A 19022-nucleotide genomic window follows, 5' to 3' on the forward strand; every position below is an offset into this window, starting at 1 on the left:
GGTCTCTGGAACCTGCGCTGGCAGATGCCAGGTGGGGCACCGTCCAACGCCCGATGATGGCATCACAAATGACGACGACAGAGGTAAACGCGGGCAATGCGGGGGTCATGCAATCAATTCCTGTGACAGACCCGCACAGCATGTGCAAAAACAAAGGTCAGTCAATATTGGCAGAAAATAACGTATGTTATGATTCTGGAGAAGCTCAGAGAGGATGGCGGGCATGGATCCGACGCTGAAAAATCGAACACTCAAAACGCTCAAGGAGGCGCTCCCAACATTGCCCCCACAGTTGCGTCTTGTCGCGAAATACATTGTTGACCATCCGTCTGACTTTGGGCTGGACCCGATCCGCGAAACGGCGCGCAAGTGCGACGTAAGCACATTCACCCTGGTTCGCATGGCGCAGAAGTTGGGGTTTGACGGATATGACGCATTGCGCGAACCATTCCGCCAGGCGCTGGTATCTTCGAATGCGTTTGTCGAGCGCCCGGGGTGGTTGGATGCGCTGCGTGACCGGTCCCAATCCGGGCAGGTTCAGGCAGACGCGGCCGTCAATGCGATGGCGATTGTACAGCGGTCGCTGGAACGGCAACAGCCGGAACAGATGGAACGGGTGGTGCAAATGTTGCTGGGCGCGGATACCGTGTATCTGACGGCGGTGAGGGCCAGCTATGCCATGGCCTATTATTTGCACTATGTCGGGCGAATGGCCCTGCCATCCCTGGATCTGATCCCACGCCACATGAGCAGCGCCATGGACGAACTGCACTCCGCAGGCGACAGGGATGTGATGATCGCCATCAGCGTGACGCCTTATTCCCGGGAAACAATCGAGGCCTGCAAATTCGCCCGCAGCCAGGGCGTCAAGCTGGTGATGATTTCCGATAGCGAACTGGTGTCCTCAGAATTTGCGGCTGATGAAACGTTGGTGGCCTCTACACTCTCGACCCATCACTTTGGCTGTTACGCGGGGGTTATGGCGGTCATCGAAAGCCTGTTGGCCTTGTTGGTCCATCAGGGCGGGGAAACGTCCCGGGATCGAATCAAATCCTACGAGGATCTGCGCACAGGCCAAAGGGCCTATTGGGACGGGCCAAAAAAACATTAGTTTTTTACACACTAAGTTACACACTAAGAATGTGCTCGACACGGGACAGTCCGGTTTGGGGTAAGCGCGTGTATTGAATGTGAATTTCAAGAGGGTGAGCTACCCGGTTGTGATGGGGCCGGTATGTGGCTGGTGCATTGCCAATGGGGTGTTTTTCGTTTGGGAGATCTGAACGGGAAATTCCGTGCTATCCTTAGGGCATTGAAGTGAAAGGATTCCATGCGCATTTTCGTTGGCGCAGTGTGGCAAATATGCTCTTACCGCGGTCCCGGCGTGATGCCGTTGATTGGAAGTCCGTGCTGTGGTTCCCATTTTGCAAATGTCGAAACATTTAATGCGTTGGGCAAAACATGACGAACGTTTTCAAAATCTCCTCTGTTGTGGCTGCATTGGGCGCTGTTGCGGCTGTGCCTGCATCCGCCGAAATGAAATACGACAATGGTTCCGGCGGATCGGTGCTGTTGTATGGACAGCTGAGCCCAGCATATGTCTGGGTGGACGACGGCGTTTCCACCTATTCGAACCTGGTGGACAATGGACATTCCAACAGCCGGGTTGGCCTGTGGGTGACCCAGCCAGTGGGGCAGGACACCTTTACCTTCAACTTTGAAACCGCGCTGGGGCTGCGACAGTCGTTTGCGGTCAGCCAGAATTTCACCCCACAAGGCGTGAACTGGAGCAGGGCTTTCCTGCGCAAAATCGATTTTGCCTATAACTCCGACCAATACGGCAAGGTTTCGTTTGGTCTGGGCAGCATGGCCACCGATGGCATCGCCGAGAGTGACTTTGGCGGCACCGGCATGGCGTTGTACAACGGCATTGGGGATGCGGCTGGTGCGTTCCGTTTCCAACCTGTTTCGGGGGTCGGGGCAACCGTGCCAATCGGCACGGTAACCGCCAGCTTGGATGGTGGGCGCCGCGGACGTGTCCGGTATGATACGCCGGAATTCAACGGCTTCCGCGTGGCGGTTGCTGCGGGTACCGAAGTTCTGTTGGCCAATGACGATGATTTTTATGACATTGCGTTGCGTTATCGCACTGACGTCGGAACGGCCAAGTTCAAGGGCGGTTTCGGGTGGTCTCGCCGGGTGCGTAATGGCGTGAACCGGGACAATACCGTGGGGTCGATGGCGTTGGAATTGCAATCCGGCCTGAATTTTGCCGTTGCGGCGGGCAGCCGCCATGGCGGCGGCGACTATACCTATGGCAAGATCGGCTATAATGCCAACTGGATCTCTGCCGGGCAGACGTCATTGGGCATCGACTATTATGACGGGAATGATTTCCTGGTGGGCGGGTCGTCGTCAGGTGCCATGGGGATCGCCATTCAGCAAAAAATCGACCGCATCAATACCGAGGTTTACATGGGGTATCGCACCTATGAGCTGAACGACACCGCAACCGTTTATCACGATATCGATTCCCTGATTGTCGGCGCGCGCTGGAAATTCTGAACCGACCCGACAAATCAATCCGTCATGCAGCGCGCCCCGAATTGGGGCGCGTTTGTCGTTTTGGACCGGGCAGGCGGGCAGGAATCGCGTCTGTGGGGCCGGGTTGGGCGGCAATGCCTCTTGCACCTGAGGGCGTGGACCAATAGAAGGCCTCAAATTGTCCGGGGGCGAAGTCTGCGCGCTTGCCCCGAATCTCTTATGGGGAATGAAGATGCAGGTTACCGAGACGCTGAACGAAGGTCTGAAGCGCGGCTATAACATCACTGTTACTGCTGATGAGCTGAACGCCAAAGTCAATGAAAAGCTGGCCGAAGCCCAGCCCGAAGTCGAAATGAAAGGCTTCCGCAAAGGCAAGGTGCCGATGGCGCTGCTGAAAAAGCAGTTCGGTCAGCGTCTGCTGGGCGAAGCCATGCAGGAAACCATCGACGGCGCGATGAACCAGCACTTTGAGGACAGCGGCGACCGTCCGGCACTGCAGCCCAAAGTCGAAATGGTTGACGGCGACGACTGGAAAGAGGGCGACGACGTCAAGGTCGAAATGTCCTATGAAGCGCTGCCTGCGATCCCCGACGTCGACCTGGCGTCGATCTCGCTCGAGAAAATGGTTGTCAAAGCTGACGACGCAGCCGTTGACGAAGCGCTGGCCAACCTGGCCGAAACCGCGCAGGATTTCAAAGCCCGCCGCAAAGGTTCCAAAGCCAAGGATGGCGACCAGGTTGTCATGGATTTCGTCGGCAAGGTTGACGGCGAAGCATTCGATGGGGGATCTGCCGAAGATTACCCGCTGGTTCTGGGGTCCAATTCCTTCATCCCCGGCTTTGAAGAGCAGCTGGTTGGCGTGAAGACCGAGGAAGAAAAAGACTGCACCGTTTCTTTCCCCGAAGATTACCAGGCCGAGCATCTGGCCGGTAAAGAAGCCGTGTTCACCTGCACCATCAAAGAGGTGAAGGAACCGGTTGCTGCCGAGATCAATGACGAAATGGCCACCAAATTCGGTGCCGAAGATCTGGACGGCCTGAAAGGTCAGATCCGTGAGCGTCTGGAAGCGGAATATGCAGGTGCATCGCGCGCCGTCATGAAGCGTGGTCTGCTCGACGCGCTGGACGGTCTGGTGTCCTTCGATCTGCCTCCGTCGCTGGTCGAAGCCGAAGCCGGTCAGATCGCGCACCAGTTGTGGCACGAGGAAAACCCTGATGTTCAGGGCCACGACCACCCCGAGATCGAAGCCTCTGACGAGCACAACAAGCTGGCCGAACGCCGCGTGCGTCTGGGCCTGCTGCTCGCCGAGCTGGGACAGAAAGCCGAAGTCGAAGTGACCGACGCCGAGATGACCCAGGCGATCATGAACCAGGCACGTCAGTACCCGGGCCAGGAGCGTCAGTTCTTTGAGTTCATCCAGCAGAACGCCCAGATGCAACAGCAGATGCGCGCGCCGATCTTTGAAGACAAAGTCGTCGACTATGTCTTTGAACTGGCTCAGGTGACCGACAAGGAAGTGTCCAAGGACGATCTGCAAAAGGCAGTTGAATCCCTGGAAGACGAATAACTGTCAGGGCCCCATGGGTCTGTGCCAGAGAGACAAGCGGGGTCGCCTTTTGGGCGGCCCCGTTTTTTGTTATGACATCCATTGCGCGAATTGGGGGAGGTAGCTCCAGCACGGGTTCCCCGATAACCTTTTCCCAATGATTTTCCCGGCGACTTTTGTAGATGTCATGTTAGCCTGATCCTGTGATCTTCAGGGAGGGACACATGACAAAGAAATTATTGGCTGAATTTATTGGTACGTTTTGGCTGGTTCTTGGCGGGTGCGGCAGCGCCGTGCTGGCCGCAGGTGTTGCGGACGTGGGGATCGGTTGGTTGGGGGTCAGCCTGGCCTTTGGTCTGACAGTCATGACCATGGCCTTTACCGTCGGGCATATTTCGGGCGGACATTTCAACCCGGCTGTGACTTTGGGTCTGGTGATAGGCGGTCGTCATGATGCCAAAGAGCTGGTGCCGTATTGGGTCGCACAGGTTGTTGGCGCGGTTGCTGCTGCTGTGGTGCTGTATGTCATTGCCATGGGACAGGCCGATGCCACAGGCGTTGGGGGATTTGCGTCAAATGGCTATGGTGCCGCGTCCCCACAGGGATATTCGATGACGGCAGGTCTGTTGACGGAAATCGTCATGACCGCGGTGTTCCTGATCATCATCCTGGGGGCAACGTCATCAGGCGCACCGGCGGGGTTTGCACCGATCGCCATTGGGCTCGGGTTGACCTTGATCCACCTTATTTCGATTCCGGTGACGAATACGTCTGTGAACCCGGCACGGTCCACTGGCGTGGCGTTGTTTGCCGATGGTCCGGCGATGGCGCAGCTGTGGCTGTTCTGGGTTGCACCACTGATCGGCGCAGCCGTGGGGGCGATCATCTGGAAGGCTCTGTCGACGACTGGCGACTGATCGCCCGATAAAAAAGCAAGGCAACCGGTGTTATTGTATCAACGCGGTTGCCTTGAGCATCCCGCGGCGTTTGGCTTCATAATAGTAGCCGCGGGCATACCAGCTGACGGCAGTGTCGTAATTGCCGTCCGAGAGCAGCCAGGCACCGCGCAGGTATTTGACGGCGAATTGCAGGTTGGTGTCTGCGTCCAGAAGATCGCTGGCCTGACCTTTGAACCCCATGCTGCGCGCAGTTGCGGGCAGGATTTGCATCAGGCCGTAATAGGGACCGTTGCGGGCCCAGGGGCGGTGCGTGCTTTCGCGGATCACGACCTTGTGGACCAGGGCACGGGGCACCTCATAGTGGTCGGCCCATTTGTTGATCAGCCGTCTCAATTCCGGGGTTTCGTTCGGATACAACGGGGGCTCGGTCGGGGCGGCGCTTTGGGATCGTTTGCCCCGTCGGCCGCATGCCGAAAGTACAGCGGCTGAAGAGAGTATCAGAAAAGCGCGACGGTGCATTGGACAGAGCCTCGGTTTGATGGAATTGAGGCCACAGTACGCAGGACCTGGACGCTGACAAGGGGGCTGTCGTTTATGAGCGGAGGACTTCCGATGGTGGCACGGGGGCTGAACGGGGCGGCGATTGTCATGCAATCCACGGTACAATCCATTGCGCAACCCGCTGTGCAGGACATGTTTGCATCCATCAGGTTTGACCCCTGATTTTATTGGGTTTGATATCAAAAGAGCGCCGAAGGTATCAAAGCCACTGAAATACTCTCGTCCTAACCTGTTGAGTTGTGGACATGGGTTGTTGAGGGGCATCAAGCCTGGGGAAAGCAATCAGGACACATGAAAAAGGCCGCACCCCCTGGAGGGCGCGGCCAATTCTGTAAAAACCAGTGTCTGGATCAGACGTTGGTTTCTTCGGCGTCTGCCGGTGCGTCGTCTTCGTCCGCTGCGGACCCGATATCGTCAAACAGTTCAGCGATTTCGAATTCGGCGCGGGCTTCTTCTTCGGCAGCCAGCTCCTGGATGGACTTGCCCGATGCCTGCAGTTCGGCTTCTTCGGCCGAACGGGCAACGTTCATTTCGATCTCGACTTCGACTTCGGGGTGCAGTTTGACGGCAACAGCGTGCAGACCCAGGTCTTTGATCGGTTTGATCAGGGCAACCTGTTTCTTGTCGACAGTGAACCCGGCTTCGGTGGCAGCTTCGGCAGCGTCCCGTGGGGTGACAGACCCGTACAGGGCACCTGCGTCCGACGCGGACCGAATCACGATGAACTGCTGACCGTTCAGCTTGTCACCCATGGCTTCGGCTTCTGCCTTGGTTTCCAGGTTGTGGGCTTCCAGCTGTGCTTTCTGGGTTTCAAAGTGGGCAATGTTCGCTTTGGATGCGATCAATGCTTTGCTTTGGGGCAGCAGAAAGTTGCGGGCGTAACCGGCTTTGACGTCAACGACGTCGCCCATCTGGCCCAGCTTTGCGACGCGTTCAAGAAGGATAACTTGCATATCAGTTTCTCCTTACTTCACAGCATAGGGCAGCAGGGCGAGGAAGCGGGCACGTTTGATGGCACGGGCCAGTTCACGCTGCTTCTTTGCCGAGACGGCGGTGATGCGCGACGGCACGATTTTGCCACGCTCAGAGATGTAGCGCTGCAACAGACGTGTGTCTTTGTAGTCGATCTTCGGCGCGTTGTCGCCCGAGAAGGGGCAGACTTTGCGGCGACGGAAAAATGGTTTTGCGGCCATGATTTAGCGTCCTTTGTTAAGGCTGAGATCAGCGGCGCTCGCGACGGTTGTCGCGTTCGTCACGTTTCTGCATCTGGACCGAAGGCCCTTCGGCGTGCTCGTCGACCTTGATGGTCAGAACGCGCATCACGTCGTCATGCAGGCGCATCAGGCGTTCCATTTCCTGAATCGCCGGCGCAGGTGCGTCGGTTTTCAGAAAGGCGTAATGGCCCTTGCGGTTTTTGTTGATCTTGTAGGCCATCGTCTTGACGCCCCAGTACTCGCTTTCGACGACGCTTCCGCCGTTGTCAGCCAGAACGGCACCAAAGTGTTCGACGAGGCTTTCCGCCTGCGCGTTGGACAAATCCTGGCGCGCGATCATGACATGCTCATAGAACGGCATGTGTTCTCCTGTTTCTGTCGAGGCGCATTTCAAAGGCGAGGTCCTGACCCTTCCGCGACCCCACCACGAGAGACTGCGCGGTTCAATAAAACTGCGGAAGGCGAGGGTCCATATACAGGGTTTGCGTGCAGGAGCAAGGGGGCAGGGTCCGTTTGTGCCCGCACACTCGACGAAAGACTGGCAGAAACACTGGCGGGAACAAATGCGGTGCAGGTTGGCGTTGCACGTTTGAGTTGTGGTTTGAAAAAGAACGTGCCCGGACAATTTCAATGTCCTGCCCCATTTTCGACACTTAACACACCCAGATTTGGTTAACACAGCTTAAACGCGCCGATGCCAACGTGAGGCAGGCGCTCTATTATCAAAGGTCAAATGCGATGGCAGCGCTCGATACATCAGCACGGATCCCCGGCGACGCTCGGGCTTCGTCCCGCGGTATTTTTGATGATGCCATCCCCTTGATCTTCAACTTTAAACCGGATGTCACCTTTCAGTCGATTTTCCTGCGTGTTCTGGGAACGGCGCTGGTGCTGAGTTCGGCCATCATGTGGATCATTCCCGGCGCTTCGGGGGATGCGCAGATGGTGTTGATGAAGCTGGGAATGTCGGTGTTCATGCTGTTTTGTGGTCTGGCCGTGTCGATGATGAACCATCCGGATGCCCGCCCCGACGCCTATTTCGACCCGATCCGACGCGAAGTCCGTGTGCTGCAGAAAAGCAACCGGGGGCGTCCTCAGACCGTTCTGCGCCGCAGCTATGACTCGTTGGGGGCCGTGCGGTTCCAGGACAAAACTGTCGAGCTGACAGATATGGATGGGTCGATCCTGATGCGGTTGTCGCTGAGTTCGGCCGAAGAACGCCACGCCTTGCGGTCACAGCTGACCGGAGTGGTTCCGATCACCAGCTGAGCAGTGCCCAAACTGATATAAACGTTTTGCCAAGCCCGGTCCGTCGCCGGGCTTGTGTTCGTGTGTTCACAGATGCTGTTGGAAATCAAACACAACGTTGAATTGCTGATCGTGTATTCTGCCCCACATGTCACTGATACATGTTCAACACGGAGACTCCCCTGTCATGAAATCCATTCTGTTTGCCGCCGCTCTTGCCACTGCTGGTGCCACCGCCGCAGTCGCTGCACCTGAAAAATACGTTCTGGACAGCAGCCACAGCCAGGTTGTGTTCAACTATAACCATCTGGGGTTCTCGACCACCTATGGGATGTTTTCCGGTTTTGCCGGGGAAATCATGTTTGATGCGGAAAATCCCGCAGGTTCGAGCGTTTCCGTTTCGATGCCGGCCCGTTCGATGCTGACGGGGTGGCAGGAACGGTTTGACCACTTCATGTCCAAGGACTTCTTTGGCGCAGGTGACGCGGAAATGGTGACGTTCAAATCGACCGGCATCAAAGTAACAGGTGACACGACCGCCGATATCACCGGCGATCTGACGTTGAATGGGGTGACCAAACCCGTGGTTCTGAATGCCAACCTGAACCAGGCGGGTGATCACCCGATGGCGGGCAAGCCCTGGGCCGGATTTGACGCGACCACATCGGTGTTGCGGTCGGATTTTGATCTGGGCAAATTCGCTCCCTTTGTCAGCGACGAAGTTCAGATCATGATCTCGATCGAGGCCATGAAAGCCGACTAAAGCCTGGCTCTGAAGGAGCTGGAAGGCAAAGAAAAGCGCCGGGTCCGTGAGGATCCGGCGCTTTTTTGTGTGTGAAGAGACCCAGGTGCGCAGGACGGTTTAAGGTGTGTGAGCCGCTGTCAGGTCGATCCCGATATCGACGCCAAAGGCCAGCGATCCTTCGTCCTTGACGCCTCGACCGATGTCGAAATCCAGCCGGTTGACCTGGACCGCGCCGACCATCGTGGCAACGCCATCGGTGATTTCGAGCGTAAAAGGCAGGGTCAAGGGCAGGGTCTTGTCCCGAATCGTGAGCGTCCCGATGGCAGCATAGGTGTCGTCGGTCCGGGAAATATCCGCCTGAAACTTGGCGGATGGGAAATTGGCGCTGTCAAAAAAGTCTGCCCCCATTGCCTGTGCCGTGACCGACCCCAGCGACAGTGAGGCGACATCGATCGTGACCGTGACGGACCCGGCCTGACCATCGGTGACTTTCGGATCAAAGGTGATTGCAGTGTTCCAGGTGCCGAAACTGCCCTGAACGGCGCTGCCCATCTGGGTGACACCAATAGACAGCGTGCCACTGGTGACTTGCCAATTTGCGGCGTGATCGGAGTCGGCTGTTAGGGGTGTCTGTGCCTGGGTCTCGGTCGTCTGGGACGTGTGCTGAGCGGTGTCTGTCTGGGCCGAATGCGATCCAAAGGCTCCCAGCAGGCCGCCGGCCCCCAAAGCGGCCGCCCACAGGAACAGGGCAAAAACGGCGGGCAAGAGGCTGTGGGATTGGTCTGGTGGGGTTGGGGCGGTGTTGGTCCCGGGCAACATGCGGCGCAGGGTTTGATCGCGATCAATCACATGGTGTTTGATAGCACCGGCAACATGCAGAAACACGGACAGGAACAGCACGTAGATCAGAATATGGTGCAGCGCGCCGAACAGCATGGCGGTGGTTTCGGATTTGGCGACAAAGGGCAGGTTCTGTCCAAACGGCCACCAGATTGGCGCAAAGCCGGTCGTGGCGGCGTGGTGGACCCATCCGGTCAGAGGAACGAAAAGCAAGGAGCCATACAGCAACCAATGCACGGTTTCGGCTGCGAGCGCTTCGACGCGGTTGTCAGCATTCAACAGTCCGGGTTTTGGCTGCGTCAGCGCCCAGATGATACGAGCAAGAGCGATCAAAAAGATACTGACGCCAATGGTTTTATGGAGCGAGAACAACAATGTGGCACGGTTGATTTCGGCCTGACCACCAGTAAAGCCGGAGCTTTGAATCTCATGTGCCAGAGAGTTGGCGAACAGTCCCAAAGGGATGACGGTCAGCATCAGCAGGACGGTGGTCCAATGAAATGTCTTGGCCACACTGCCGTAGCTGCGCTGGGAATTGGAAAAGGGCACGGGGCGAGATCTCCTGTTCGCGGTCGATGTGTGATATTTTTAAACTATTGCCTGGAACGCCAATCGCAAAGGTGTGCGTGCGCACAATGGCCGTGCAAGGGTGGACAGATTGGGTTTGCGCGTCTGGGTGCTTGTTTGTACGGGCATGGCCGTCTAAACCAACATGAAAGATCCCCAAAGGAGTGAGAGATCCTGATGACGACAGCTTTTGTTTTTCCCGGGCAGGGGGCGCAAACCATTGGTATGGGCAAGAGTTTGGCCGATGCCTATCCTGCGGCGCAAGCAGTGTTCGACGAGGTCGATGACGCGTTGGGAGAGAAGCTGAGCGCGCTGATCTGGGAAGGTGACATTGCCGAGCTGACCCTGACCCAAAATGCGCAGCCCGCGCTGATGGCGACCTCGATCGCTGCGATGCGTGCGCTTGAGGCCGAAGGGATCACGATTTCCAGGGCCTCTTTTGTAGCGGGGCATTCTTTGGGCGAATATTCGGCTCTGGCAGCGGCCGGGTCGATCAGCATTGCAGACACCGCGCGCCTGTTGCGCACCCGTGGTCAGGCCATGCAGAGCGCGGTTCCGGTTGGCGAAGGCGCAATGGCAGCTGTTTTGGGGTTGGACCTGGACGCGGTGCGTGCCGTGGCCGACGCCGCCGCACAGGGCGACGTCTGTCAGGCCGCCAATGACAATGACCCGACACAGGTTGTGGTTTCAGGATCCAAGGCTGCGGTTGAACGCGCTGCTGTGATTGCCAAGGAAAAAGGTGCCAAACGGGCGGTTATGCTGCCGGTCAGCGCACCGTTCCATTGTGCATTGATGCAGCCGGCGGCCGAAGTGATGGCCGAGGCGCTGGCCGGGGTGCAGATTACGGCACCTACAGTGCCACTGATTGCCAATGTGCGCGCCGATGTGGTTACGGATCCGGATGAGATCCGCGCCTTGTTGGTCGAGCAGGTGACGGGGTCGGTGCGCTGGCGCGAAAGTGTTCAGGCCATGGCGGCCAAGGGCGTGAGCGAATTCTGGGAAATCGGTGCCGGGAAGGCGCTGTCTGGCATGATCCGCAAGATTGATCGCTCGCTGGCCTGTCGTCAGGTCGGCGGTCCCGAGGATGCAAAAGCCGCGGCCGAGGCGTAACCGGAATTTTTGAAAAATTCCGGCCCGTTTTCCGTGTCGGAAAACGGCGCCAGCGGGTCGGGTTGGAAAGGAAGATAAATGTTTGATCTTACAGGCAAGAACGTGCTTGTCACCGGTGCGTCCGGTGGTATCGGGGGAGCAATTGCCAAGGCGTTGCATGGAGCCGGGGCAACCGTGGCATTGTCCGGCACCCGGATTGAGCCGCTGGAGGCATTGGCGGCAGAACTGGGCGAACGCGCCCATGTTCTGACCTGCAACCTGAGCGACGCCGAAGCCGTCGAAGCGCTGCCGAAGCAGGCCGCAGCGGCGATGGGGTCGGTCGATGTTCTGGTGAACAATGCCGGTATCACCCGGGACAACCTGTTCATGCGGATGAAGGACGAGGAATGGGACAGCGTGCTGAACGTGAACCTGACCTCGACCATGCGTCTGTGTCGGGGTGTTTTGCGCGGGATGATGAAGGCGCGTTGGGGCAGGATCGTCAATATTTCGTCCGTGGTTGGCGCGACCGGCAACCCGGGGCAGGGCAATTATGCTGCATCCAAAGCAGGCGTGATTGGCATGTCGAAATCGCTGGCTTATGAAGTGGCAAACCGGGGCATTACGGTCAATGCCGTTGCACCTGGTTTCATCACCACAGCGATGACCGACAAGCTGACGGATGATCAGAAGTCCAAGATTTTGACACAGGTACCCGCGGGACGTATGGGCGATGCCGAAGAAATCGCCGCGGCGGTGTTGTACCTTGCCAGCCCCGAAGCGGCTTATGTCACGGGCACTACGCTGCATGTGAATGGCGGCATGGCGATGTTGTAAGCGGGCGCGGCGCGCTGATGAGGCCACAAGGGCACAGACAATCTGTTCGACACTGTTGAATTTGAGTTTGACACTTGTACCCTTGGTCCGGCATCACCATGTGCACGGTTCCCGGGCGACACCCTGTCGCTGGGTCCGGTAACAAACCGACCCAGCGAAATCGTTTGCCTCTGGTGTCGTCTGTGTTATAGGCGGCGCATCTTTTAACGGGCACCGGCACAAGAGTCGGGTCCGACCGCCCCCGCAAGGGGAAAGCAGTCGCCCTGATCGGGCAAAACCAAGCCACCCCGATCGGGCGAGGGCAGAAACGGGTCGAAAGGCCCAGAAGAACGAGGAAAGAACATGAGCGACGTCGCAGACCGCGTGAAAAAGATTGTTGTGGAACACCTGGGTGTTGAAGAAGACAAAGTGACCGAGAACGCTTCGTTCATCGACGACCTGGGCGCCGACAGCCTGGACACCGTCGAGCTGGTCATGGCCTTTGAAGAAGAATTCGGCATCGAAATTCCTGATGATGCAGCCGAAACCATCCAGACTTTTGGCGACGCAGTCAAATTCATCACCGAGGCTTCCTGATCCACTCAGTGGACCAGAAGTACCGTTGATTTCCCGAACGGCGCTTTCCTTTTGGAAAGCGCCGTTTTTCGTATGCAGGCCCTGTCGTTTAGCAGCGAGACTGAGATTGGGTGACTCTGTGTTATACTGAGGCCCGACAATTGGTTTAGGAGGCCGCCCAACATGATGATTTTTCCCACTATGGAGCTGCAAAACGGGCGTTGCGTGACCTTGGACAAGGGCAAGCTCGATTCGGCAATGATCTGGCATGTTGACCCGGTCGAAACGGCCCGCGGCTTTGCCGCGGCTGGGGCCGAATGGATGCATTTGACCGACTTTAACGCTATTGACGGGGATGATGGAAACGAAGCGCTGATCGAGGAGATCGTTCGCAGCGTCGGTATTCCCGTCCAGCTGGGTGGCGGTATGCGGACCCGCGACGCGGTCGAGCGTTGGATTGACAAGGGGGCGGGACGAATCGTCGTTGGTACCTTGGCTGCGCGAGATCCTCAGTTGGTGATCGAGCTGGCCAAGCATTACCCCGACCAGATCGTTCTGGCCGTCGATGTGTGGCAGGGGCAGGTGATGACCGAAGGGTGGCGTCAGGCCGGTGCCTTTTCGCCTGAGGATTATATCAAAGCCTTTGAAGGGGTGCCCTTTGCCGGGATCGTCGTCACCGACATCGACAGTGATATGGATGATGTCGAAGCGCAGCTGGGCCTGATTTCGGGGCTGGCGGCCACGGCAAAGTCACCGCTGATTGCCAGTGGGGTGGTGCGCTCGGCCGACGATATCTCGCGCCTGAAATACTTGCCGAACATTTCAGGAGCCTTGGTTGGGCGTGCGTTGTTCCGCAAGACCATGTCGCTCGAAGAGGCGCTGGAAGTTGCCCGACCGACCCCCGAAGCGGTGGCCGAATTCCAGTAACGAAGAGGCTGTAGCCGATTTCAGGATCCAGAATGAACAGGCCGGGGCCAAATGCGGTGCCGGTCGAAAAAACGGATTCTGCTAGGCGCTGCCGCTCAGCACCGTTTTCAAGGCGGCGGCGCTGAGACGTTTGCGAAACACAACACCAGCGTAATTGGAGTTGTGCCACACAACTCGGGCCGAAATCTGTTGCCCGGATACACCGATCTCCATCGCAGCCCCCGGATCACAGGCAGTGGACAGGCGGATTTTTGCGCCCAAACGGCTGAGATCCACCACCTGCGCCTGCTCGATCACAGTTGAAAGCTGGATAACGCAGGCCAGTGCGCAGGGATAGCGTTTGCCGCGCTTTTTCAATGTGCTGTCTCTGGCTTCGATCATTTTGATGGCTGCGGCCAGCATCAAAAGACCCAGAGTCGCATAGACACTGATCCGTCCGATAGGGAGCGGGGTTGATTGGCTGATGGGGGCGGCACCCTGCGGCGACGCCCGTTCTGTTTCGTCGCAAGGTAGCGGTACGATGTCCTTGCGAAAGGTCTGCAGATGTCGCTGGGCCTGTAGGCGGCCAACCATTTCGAATGCGCTGTTGCGTCCGTAATTCCTGTATTGCTCCAGTATCTTACGCTGTTGTTCAATGAGCTTGACGGCAGAAACAGATGCCCGGCCAATTCCGATCGCGGCGAGTTTGGCACGGAAACGTTCGGGGGCGGTCTGGATCAGACGTGAGCGTAGTTTTTCGGGCGCGCCGGCGGGCTGACCAGTTTCAAGAAAGGTCAGGAATGCCTGGCTTTCGGTCAACATTGCAAAAAGTTCTTCCTGGACGCGGCAATCCATTTTCTGCTGTCCGGCGTGTGAATGCGCCGGGGAGATCAGAAACGCGAAAAGAAAAAGAACACGCGCAACACAGGGCGGCATTAGTCAGAAAACCTTTTTTGCTCATTTTCTGATAGCAGATTCCCCCTAACGTCTGATTACCGCCCCTTGCGCATTGTATGCTTCGGTCACACTTGCACTGAGTTGGTAAACCAAGCTATTTGAGTTTGGAAATGCCGAGGCGAAGGAGAGCAGATGATGCGTCGAGTTGTTGTTACGGGGCTGGGGCTTGTGACGCCGTTGGCCAGCGGGCTGGAAGAAACATGGTCGCGGCTGCTGGATGGTCAATCCGGCGCGGGTCCGATCACTGTATTTGATGCCGAAGCAAGCGGCGTAACCACGACATATGCCTGTGAAGTTCCCAAAGGGGACGGCACGGACGGGACGTTCAATGCCGATGATTGGATGCCGGCCAAAGAGCAGCGCAAGATCGACGATTTCATTCTTTATGGCATTGCGGCGGCCGAAATGGCGGTTCGGGATGCGGGATGGACACCCGAAGACGAAGCGAGCCTGCAACGCACAGGGGTGATGATCGGATCCGGGATCGGGGGACTGAGTTCCATTGCCGATACAGCGGTGATGATCAAGGAACGCGGTCCCCGGCGGGTGTCGCCCTTCTTTATTCCTGGTGCGTTGATCAATCTGATTTCGGGTCAGGTGTCGATCCGGTTCGGGTTCAAGGGACCCAACCATTCGGTTGTCACGGCCTGTTCTACCGGTGCACATGCGATTGGCGATGCGAGCCGTTTGATCAAGTCGGGCGATGCGGATGTGATGATCGCAGGGGGGGCCGAAGCAGCTATCTGTGAAATCGGGATTGCGGGTTTCAACGCCTGCAAGGCGCTGTCGACCAAATATAAAGACGACCCCAAAAAGGCGAGCCGCCCCTATGACAAGGATCGTGATGGTTTTGTCATGGGCGAAGGGGCCGGTATTGTTGTTTTGGAAGAATACGAACATGCCAAGGCACGCGGTGCCAAGATTTATGCCGAAGTTCTGGGATATGGGATGTCGGGCGATGCCTATCACATCACGGCTCCTTCGGAGACCGGCGAAGGTGCCGAGCGTTCAATGCGGGCCGCGTTGGCCAATGCGGGGCTGGAGCCTGCTGACATTGATTACATCAATGCGCATGGTACTTCGACGATGGCCGACACCATCGAATTGGGCTCGGTTGAGCGCATGATGGGAGAGGCCGCGAGCAAGGTCACCATGTCGTCGACCAAATCCGCCACGGGCCACCTGCTGGGGGCAGCGGGCGCGATCGAGGCGATTTTCTCGATCCTGGCAATCCGGGATCAGGTGGCACCGCCAACAATCAATCTGGACAACCCCGCTGTTGATACGGCCGTGGATCTGGCTCCGAATACCAAACGGGAGCGGGAGATCAATGTGGCCTTGTCGAATTCCTTTGGGTTCGGTGGCACCAATGCCAGCGTGATTTTCGGAAAGTCCAAATAAATGTGGCGCAGCCTTGCCTCGAATATGCTGACATTGCTTGTGGTGGCGCTGTTCCTGTTGGGCGGCGTCATCTTGTGGGGCAAATCGCAATATAGTGCCCAGGGACCGCTGGAGGCCGCAATCTGTCTGAAGGTAGATCGCGGCTCTAACCTGACCCGGGTCAGCCGGGATCTGGCCGACAAGGGAGCCATTTCAAGTGGCGCAATTTTCCGCTTGGGTGCGGATTATTCGGAAAAGGCCTCGCAGTTGAAAGCGGGTAGTTTTCTGGTGGAAAGCGGTGCCTCGATGGAGGGGATCGTCGATCAGATCACCCGCGGTGGGGCCAGCACATGCGGTACCGAAATCGTTTATCGGGTCGGGGTGACCCGGACTGTGGCGCAGGTGCGCGAATTGGATCCGGCAACAAATCGCTATGTGGAACGGGCCGCGTTCAACCTGGCCGAGGATGACGTACCGCCAGCATATACGCAAAAGCGCGGCGAACCCGATACGCGGTATCGGGTGGCAATGGCCGAGGGGGTAACCTCCTGGCAGGTCGTTGAAGCGATCAAGGCGATGGATGTTCTGGAGGGGGCCGTTACTGTCCGTCCCGCCGAAGGAATGTTGGCACCGGACAGCTATGAAGTGGTGCCGGGCAGCCAGCGAGACGCGATTTTGGCCGAGATGCAGGAAAAGCAACAATTGCGGATCAATGCTGTCTGGGAATCCCGTCAGGAAGGCTTGCCGCTGAATTCGCCCGAAGAAATGCTGGTGTTGGCCTCTATCATTGAAAAGGAAACCGGAGTTCCACAAGAGCGCGGGCAGGTGGCCAGCGTGTTTGTGAACCGTCTGAACCGGGGAATGCGGCTGCAGACCGACCCGACCGTGATCTATGGTATCACCAAGGGTGAGGGCATTTTGGGGCGTGGATTGCGTCAAAGCGAACTGCGCCGGATCACCCCATGGAACACGTATGTGATCGAAGGGCTTCCCCCGACACCCATTGCCAACCCCGGGCTTGCCAGCTTGGAGGCAGCGGTGGCACCGGACCAGACCGATTTCGTGTTCTTTGTGGCCGATGGTACGGGGGGTCATGCGTTTGCCACGACCCTGGAAGACCACAACCGCAACGTCGCCGAATGGCGTAAGATCGAAGCCGAACGGCAGAACAACTGAGGTCTACGTCTACCAAGACGCAGGTCACCGGGTCCAAGGCGTTCAAGGACGCCTTGGACTGTGGTTGGGATGGCAAAGCCTGCTGGGTGAATTTTCAGAGTTTGTTAATGATACCGGACGGTTGCGTTGCGTTTGGACTGCGTTAAGATTTGACTCTGCGCGCGGTCTCGCGTATAAGTTGTGTCATGCTAGAAGAAGTGGGCAAACGGCCCCGGGGGGTACTCCGGTGGCCGTTTTTTCGTTTCGCCTGTGCGGAGGGGGCAACAAAAACTCACGCATGAGGTAGGCGGCAAACATGGCTTTGACGACCCCGGAAGAACGAATTCTGAAAACGGCTGATTTGCTTCGGTCGCTACAGGAGTCGATCAATAACCTGCGACAGCTGGCAGAAGACCTGCGTCGTCGGATGATGGCTGGGGAGGAAGCGGAACTGAACGAAACCAGTAAGGAAATGGCACGCGCGGAGACTTTGATCCGAACCTGCCAGAAAGTGGAGGCGTGCCTTGTTGAACAGCACGAAAGACAAGCCGGAATTGTCCAGGGCGGATACGCCTTTGACCTTGACCGGGCTAGACTTGAAATCGGGTGCAAATTGGCTCGCATCCGCTCCTGCTGCGATCAGGGAAGAATTTCTGAATGACCTAGGGGAGGGGGGGCTTAGGGCCCTCCCTTTTCTTTTTGAGTTCTGGGCCCTGCCGCATCAATTGCCACCTGACGGCGATTGGCGGGCCTGGGTGATCCTGGGCGGGCGCGGCGCAGGAAAGACGCGGGCAGGGGCCGAATGGGTCCGCTCGGTGGTTGAGGGGGCAATGCCGCTTGACCCTGGGCAAGCGCGTCGGTTGGCGCTGGTCGGTGAGACCTTTGATCAGGTTCGTGATGTCATGATCTTTGGGGACAGTGGGATCATGGCCTGTTCGCCATCGGATCGTAGGCCGCAATGGAAGGCGGGGGAGCGCAAGCTGATCTGGCCGAATGGAGCCGAAGCCCAAGCGTTCTCTGCCCATGATCCCGAAGGGTTGCGCGGGCCGCAATTTGATGCGGCCTGGGTGGACGAGCTGGCGAAATGGAAAAAGGGCGATGAGACTTGGGATATGTTGCAGTTCGCCCTGCGCCTGGGGGATCACCCCCGGGTGTGTGTCACCACCACGCCGCGAAATGTGAACGTTTTGAAGCGACTGTTGGAGGCTCCATCGACAGTTCAGACTCACGCTGCGACCGAAGCCAACCGGGCCAATCTGGCCGCGAGTTTTCTGGACGAAGTGCGGGCACGATACGCCGGGACCCGATTAGGGCGGCAGGAGTTGGACGGTGTCCTGTTGGTCGATGCCGAAGGGGCACTGTGGCGCAGCGAGGCGTTGCAGAGCGCACAGGTGCGATCCGTTCCGGACCTGGATCGGGTTGTTGTCGCGTTGGACCCGTCAGTGAGCGGTAGCGCACAGGCGGATGCCTGTGGAATCGTTGTCGTGGGTGCGCAGACGCAGGGACCGCCGCAGGATTGGCGTGCGTTTGTGCTGGCAGACCGGACAGTGCAGGGGGTTGGCCCCACAGGTTGGGCCAAGGCGGCGATCGCTGCGATGGATGAATTCGATGCCGAACGGTTGGTGGCTGAGGTCAACCAGGGGGGGCAGCTGGTCGAAGAGGTCCTGCGACAGGTGGATCCGTTGGTTCCCTATAAGGGGGTACATGCCAGCCGAGGCAAAGCGGCCCGCGCGGAACCTGTGGCGGCGCTTTATGAGCAGGGGCGTGTGCGCCATGTGGCGGGGTTGAGCGATCTGGAGGAACAGATGTGCCTGATGACGTCTCGGGGGTTTGAGGGACGCGGGTCACCGGATCGGGTGGATGCGTTGGTTTGGGCAATTCATGAATTGATGATTGCCCCGGCCAGCCAGTTTCGCAGGCCCCGGGTCCGGGTGTTGTGATCCTGTGATTGAGGTTCGCGGGCAACCGGCTGCATAGGG

20 protein-coding genes are annotated in these 19022 nt (G+C 57.9%); 14 read left to right on the top strand and 6 right to left on the bottom strand.

Going from position 1 to position 19022, the window contains the following annotated elements; genetic code table 11:
• Positions 1–223: 223 nt before the first annotated feature.
• The 4 genes from K3727_09180 (at position 224) to aqpZ (ending at position 5007) form a co-directional block, all read left to right on the top strand.
• Complete coding sequence (locus tag K3727_09180) at positions 224–1111, top strand: MurR/RpiR family transcriptional regulator (GenBank protein UWQ92928.1); 888 nt, start codon at positions 224–226, stop codon at positions 1109–1111.
• A 350-nt stretch (positions 1112–1461) separates the two neighbouring features.
• Positions 1462–2565, top strand: coding sequence for a porin (locus K3727_09185; GenBank protein ID UWQ92929.1), 1104 nt, complete (start codon positions 1462–1464; stop codon positions 2563–2565).
• 211 nt (positions 2566–2776) lie between these two features.
• The gene (gene tig / locus K3727_09190; GenBank protein ID UWQ92930.1) at positions 2777–4111 is read left to right on the top strand and encodes a trigger factor; all 1335 of its coding nucleotides are present in this window, start codon (positions 2777–2779) and stop codon (positions 4109–4111) included.
• Between the two features lie 203 nt (positions 4112–4314).
• Positions 4315–5007, top strand: a complete 693-nt coding sequence (gene aqpZ / locus K3727_09195) for an aquaporin Z (protein UWQ92931.1) — start codon at positions 4315–4317, stop codon at positions 5005–5007.
• 30 nt (positions 5008–5037) lie between these two features.
• Here the strand turns inward: aqpZ and K3727_09200 are convergent, their stop codons facing one another.
• The 4 genes from K3727_09200 to rpsF all read right to left on the bottom strand — a co-directional run bounded on the left by K3727_09200 (position 5038) and on the right by rpsF (position 7125).
• A complete protein-coding gene (locus tag K3727_09200) occupies positions 5038–5508 on the bottom strand; it encodes a lytic transglycosylase domain-containing protein (GenBank protein ID UWQ92932.1) in 471 nt (156 codons plus the stop codon).
• A 392-nt stretch (positions 5509–5900) separates the two neighbouring features.
• Positions 5901–6503 (bottom strand): 50S ribosomal protein L9, encoded by a 603-nt coding sequence (gene rplI, locus K3727_09205; GenBank protein UWQ92933.1) that lies wholly within the window; start codon positions 6501–6503, stop codon positions 5901–5903.
• A gap of 12 nt (positions 6504–6515) precedes the next feature.
• On the bottom strand, positions 6516–6743 hold the full coding sequence (gene rpsR / locus K3727_09210; protein ID UWQ92934.1) for a 30S ribosomal protein S18: 228 nt from the start codon (positions 6741–6743) through the stop codon (positions 6516–6518).
• Positions 6744–6771: 28 nt separating this feature from the next.
• Positions 6772–7125 carry a 30S ribosomal protein S6 gene (rpsF, locus tag K3727_09215; GenBank protein ID UWQ92935.1) on the bottom strand — a complete coding sequence of 118 codons (354 nt, stop codon included), beginning with the start codon at positions 7123–7125 and terminating at the stop codon, positions 6772–6774.
• Between the two features lie 377 nt (positions 7126–7502).
• Between rpsF and K3727_09220 the strand changes: the two genes are divergently transcribed.
• Both K3727_09220 and K3727_09225 read left to right on the top strand, forming a co-directional pair.
• A complete protein-coding gene (locus K3727_09220) occupies positions 7503–8033 on the top strand; it encodes a hypothetical protein (protein UWQ92936.1) in 531 nt (176 codons plus the stop codon).
• A 166-nt stretch (positions 8034–8199) separates the two neighbouring features.
• Positions 8200–8775 (top strand): YceI family protein, encoded by a 576-nt coding sequence (locus K3727_09225; GenBank protein UWQ92937.1) that lies wholly within the window; start codon positions 8200–8202, stop codon positions 8773–8775.
• Positions 8776–8874: 99 nt separating this feature from the next.
• Here the strand turns inward: K3727_09225 and K3727_09230 are convergent, their stop codons facing one another.
• Positions 8875–10146, bottom strand: a complete 1272-nt coding sequence (locus tag K3727_09230) for a cytochrome b/b6 domain-containing protein (protein ID UWQ92938.1) — start codon at positions 10144–10146, stop codon at positions 8875–8877.
• A gap of 195 nt (positions 10147–10341) precedes the next feature.
• Between K3727_09230 and fabD the strand changes: the two genes are divergently transcribed.
• The 4 genes from fabD to K3727_09250 all read left to right on the top strand — a co-directional run bounded on the left by fabD (position 10342) and on the right by K3727_09250 (position 13572).
• Positions 10342–11274: an ACP S-malonyltransferase gene (gene fabD, locus K3727_09235; GenBank protein ID UWQ92939.1), complete on the top strand. Its 933-nt coding sequence runs from the start codon at positions 10342–10344 to the stop codon at positions 11272–11274.
• Positions 11275–11352: 78 nt separating this feature from the next.
• Positions 11353–12090 (top strand): 3-oxoacyl-[acyl-carrier-protein] reductase, encoded by a 738-nt coding sequence (gene fabG, locus K3727_09240; protein ID UWQ92940.1) that lies wholly within the window; start codon positions 11353–11355, stop codon positions 12088–12090.
• A 342-nt stretch (positions 12091–12432) separates the two neighbouring features.
• On the top strand, positions 12433–12666 hold the full coding sequence (locus K3727_09245; GenBank protein UWQ92941.1) for an acyl carrier protein: 234 nt from the start codon (positions 12433–12435) through the stop codon (positions 12664–12666).
• Between the two features lie 162 nt (positions 12667–12828).
• Complete coding sequence (locus K3727_09250) at positions 12829–13572, top strand: 1-(5-phosphoribosyl)-5-[(5-phosphoribosylamino)methylideneamino] imidazole-4-carboxamide isomerase (GenBank protein UWQ92942.1); 744 nt, start codon at positions 12829–12831, stop codon at positions 13570–13572.
• A gap of 81 nt (positions 13573–13653) precedes the next feature.
• Here K3727_09250 and K3727_09255 read toward each other — a convergent pair whose 3' ends face one another.
• Positions 13654–14373, bottom strand: a complete 720-nt coding sequence (locus tag K3727_09255) for a PilZ domain-containing protein (GenBank protein ID UWQ92943.1) — start codon at positions 14371–14373, stop codon at positions 13654–13656.
• Positions 14374–14643: 270 nt separating this feature from the next.
• Between K3727_09255 and fabF the strand changes: the two genes are divergently transcribed.
• The 4 genes from fabF (at position 14644) to K3727_09275 (ending at position 18983) form a co-directional block, all read left to right on the top strand.
• Positions 14644–15909, top strand: a complete 1266-nt coding sequence (gene fabF, locus K3727_09260; protein UWQ93327.1) for a beta-ketoacyl-ACP synthase II — start codon at positions 14644–14646, stop codon at positions 15907–15909.
• Complete coding sequence (mltG, locus tag K3727_09265) at positions 15910–17064, top strand: endolytic transglycosylase MltG (GenBank protein UWQ92944.1); 1155 nt, start codon at positions 15910–15912, stop codon at positions 17062–17064.
• Positions 17065–17359: 295 nt separating this feature from the next.
• A complete protein-coding gene (locus K3727_09270) occupies positions 17360–17704 on the top strand; it encodes a hypothetical protein (protein UWQ92945.1) in 345 nt (114 codons plus the stop codon).
• On the top strand, positions 17625–18983 hold the full coding sequence (locus tag K3727_09275) for a terminase family protein (GenBank protein UWQ92946.1): 1359 nt from the start codon (positions 17625–17627) through the stop codon (positions 18981–18983). The genes K3727_09270 and K3727_09275 overlap by 80 nt, the downstream gene beginning before the upstream one ends.
• Positions 18984–19022 lie beyond the last annotated feature (39 nt).

It is taken from the genome of Rhodobacteraceae bacterium M382 (genome assembly GCA_025141015.1).
Taxonomy (GTDB): Bacteria; Pseudomonadota; Alphaproteobacteria; order Rhodobacterales; family Rhodobacteraceae; genus Aliisedimentitalea; species Aliisedimentitalea scapharcae.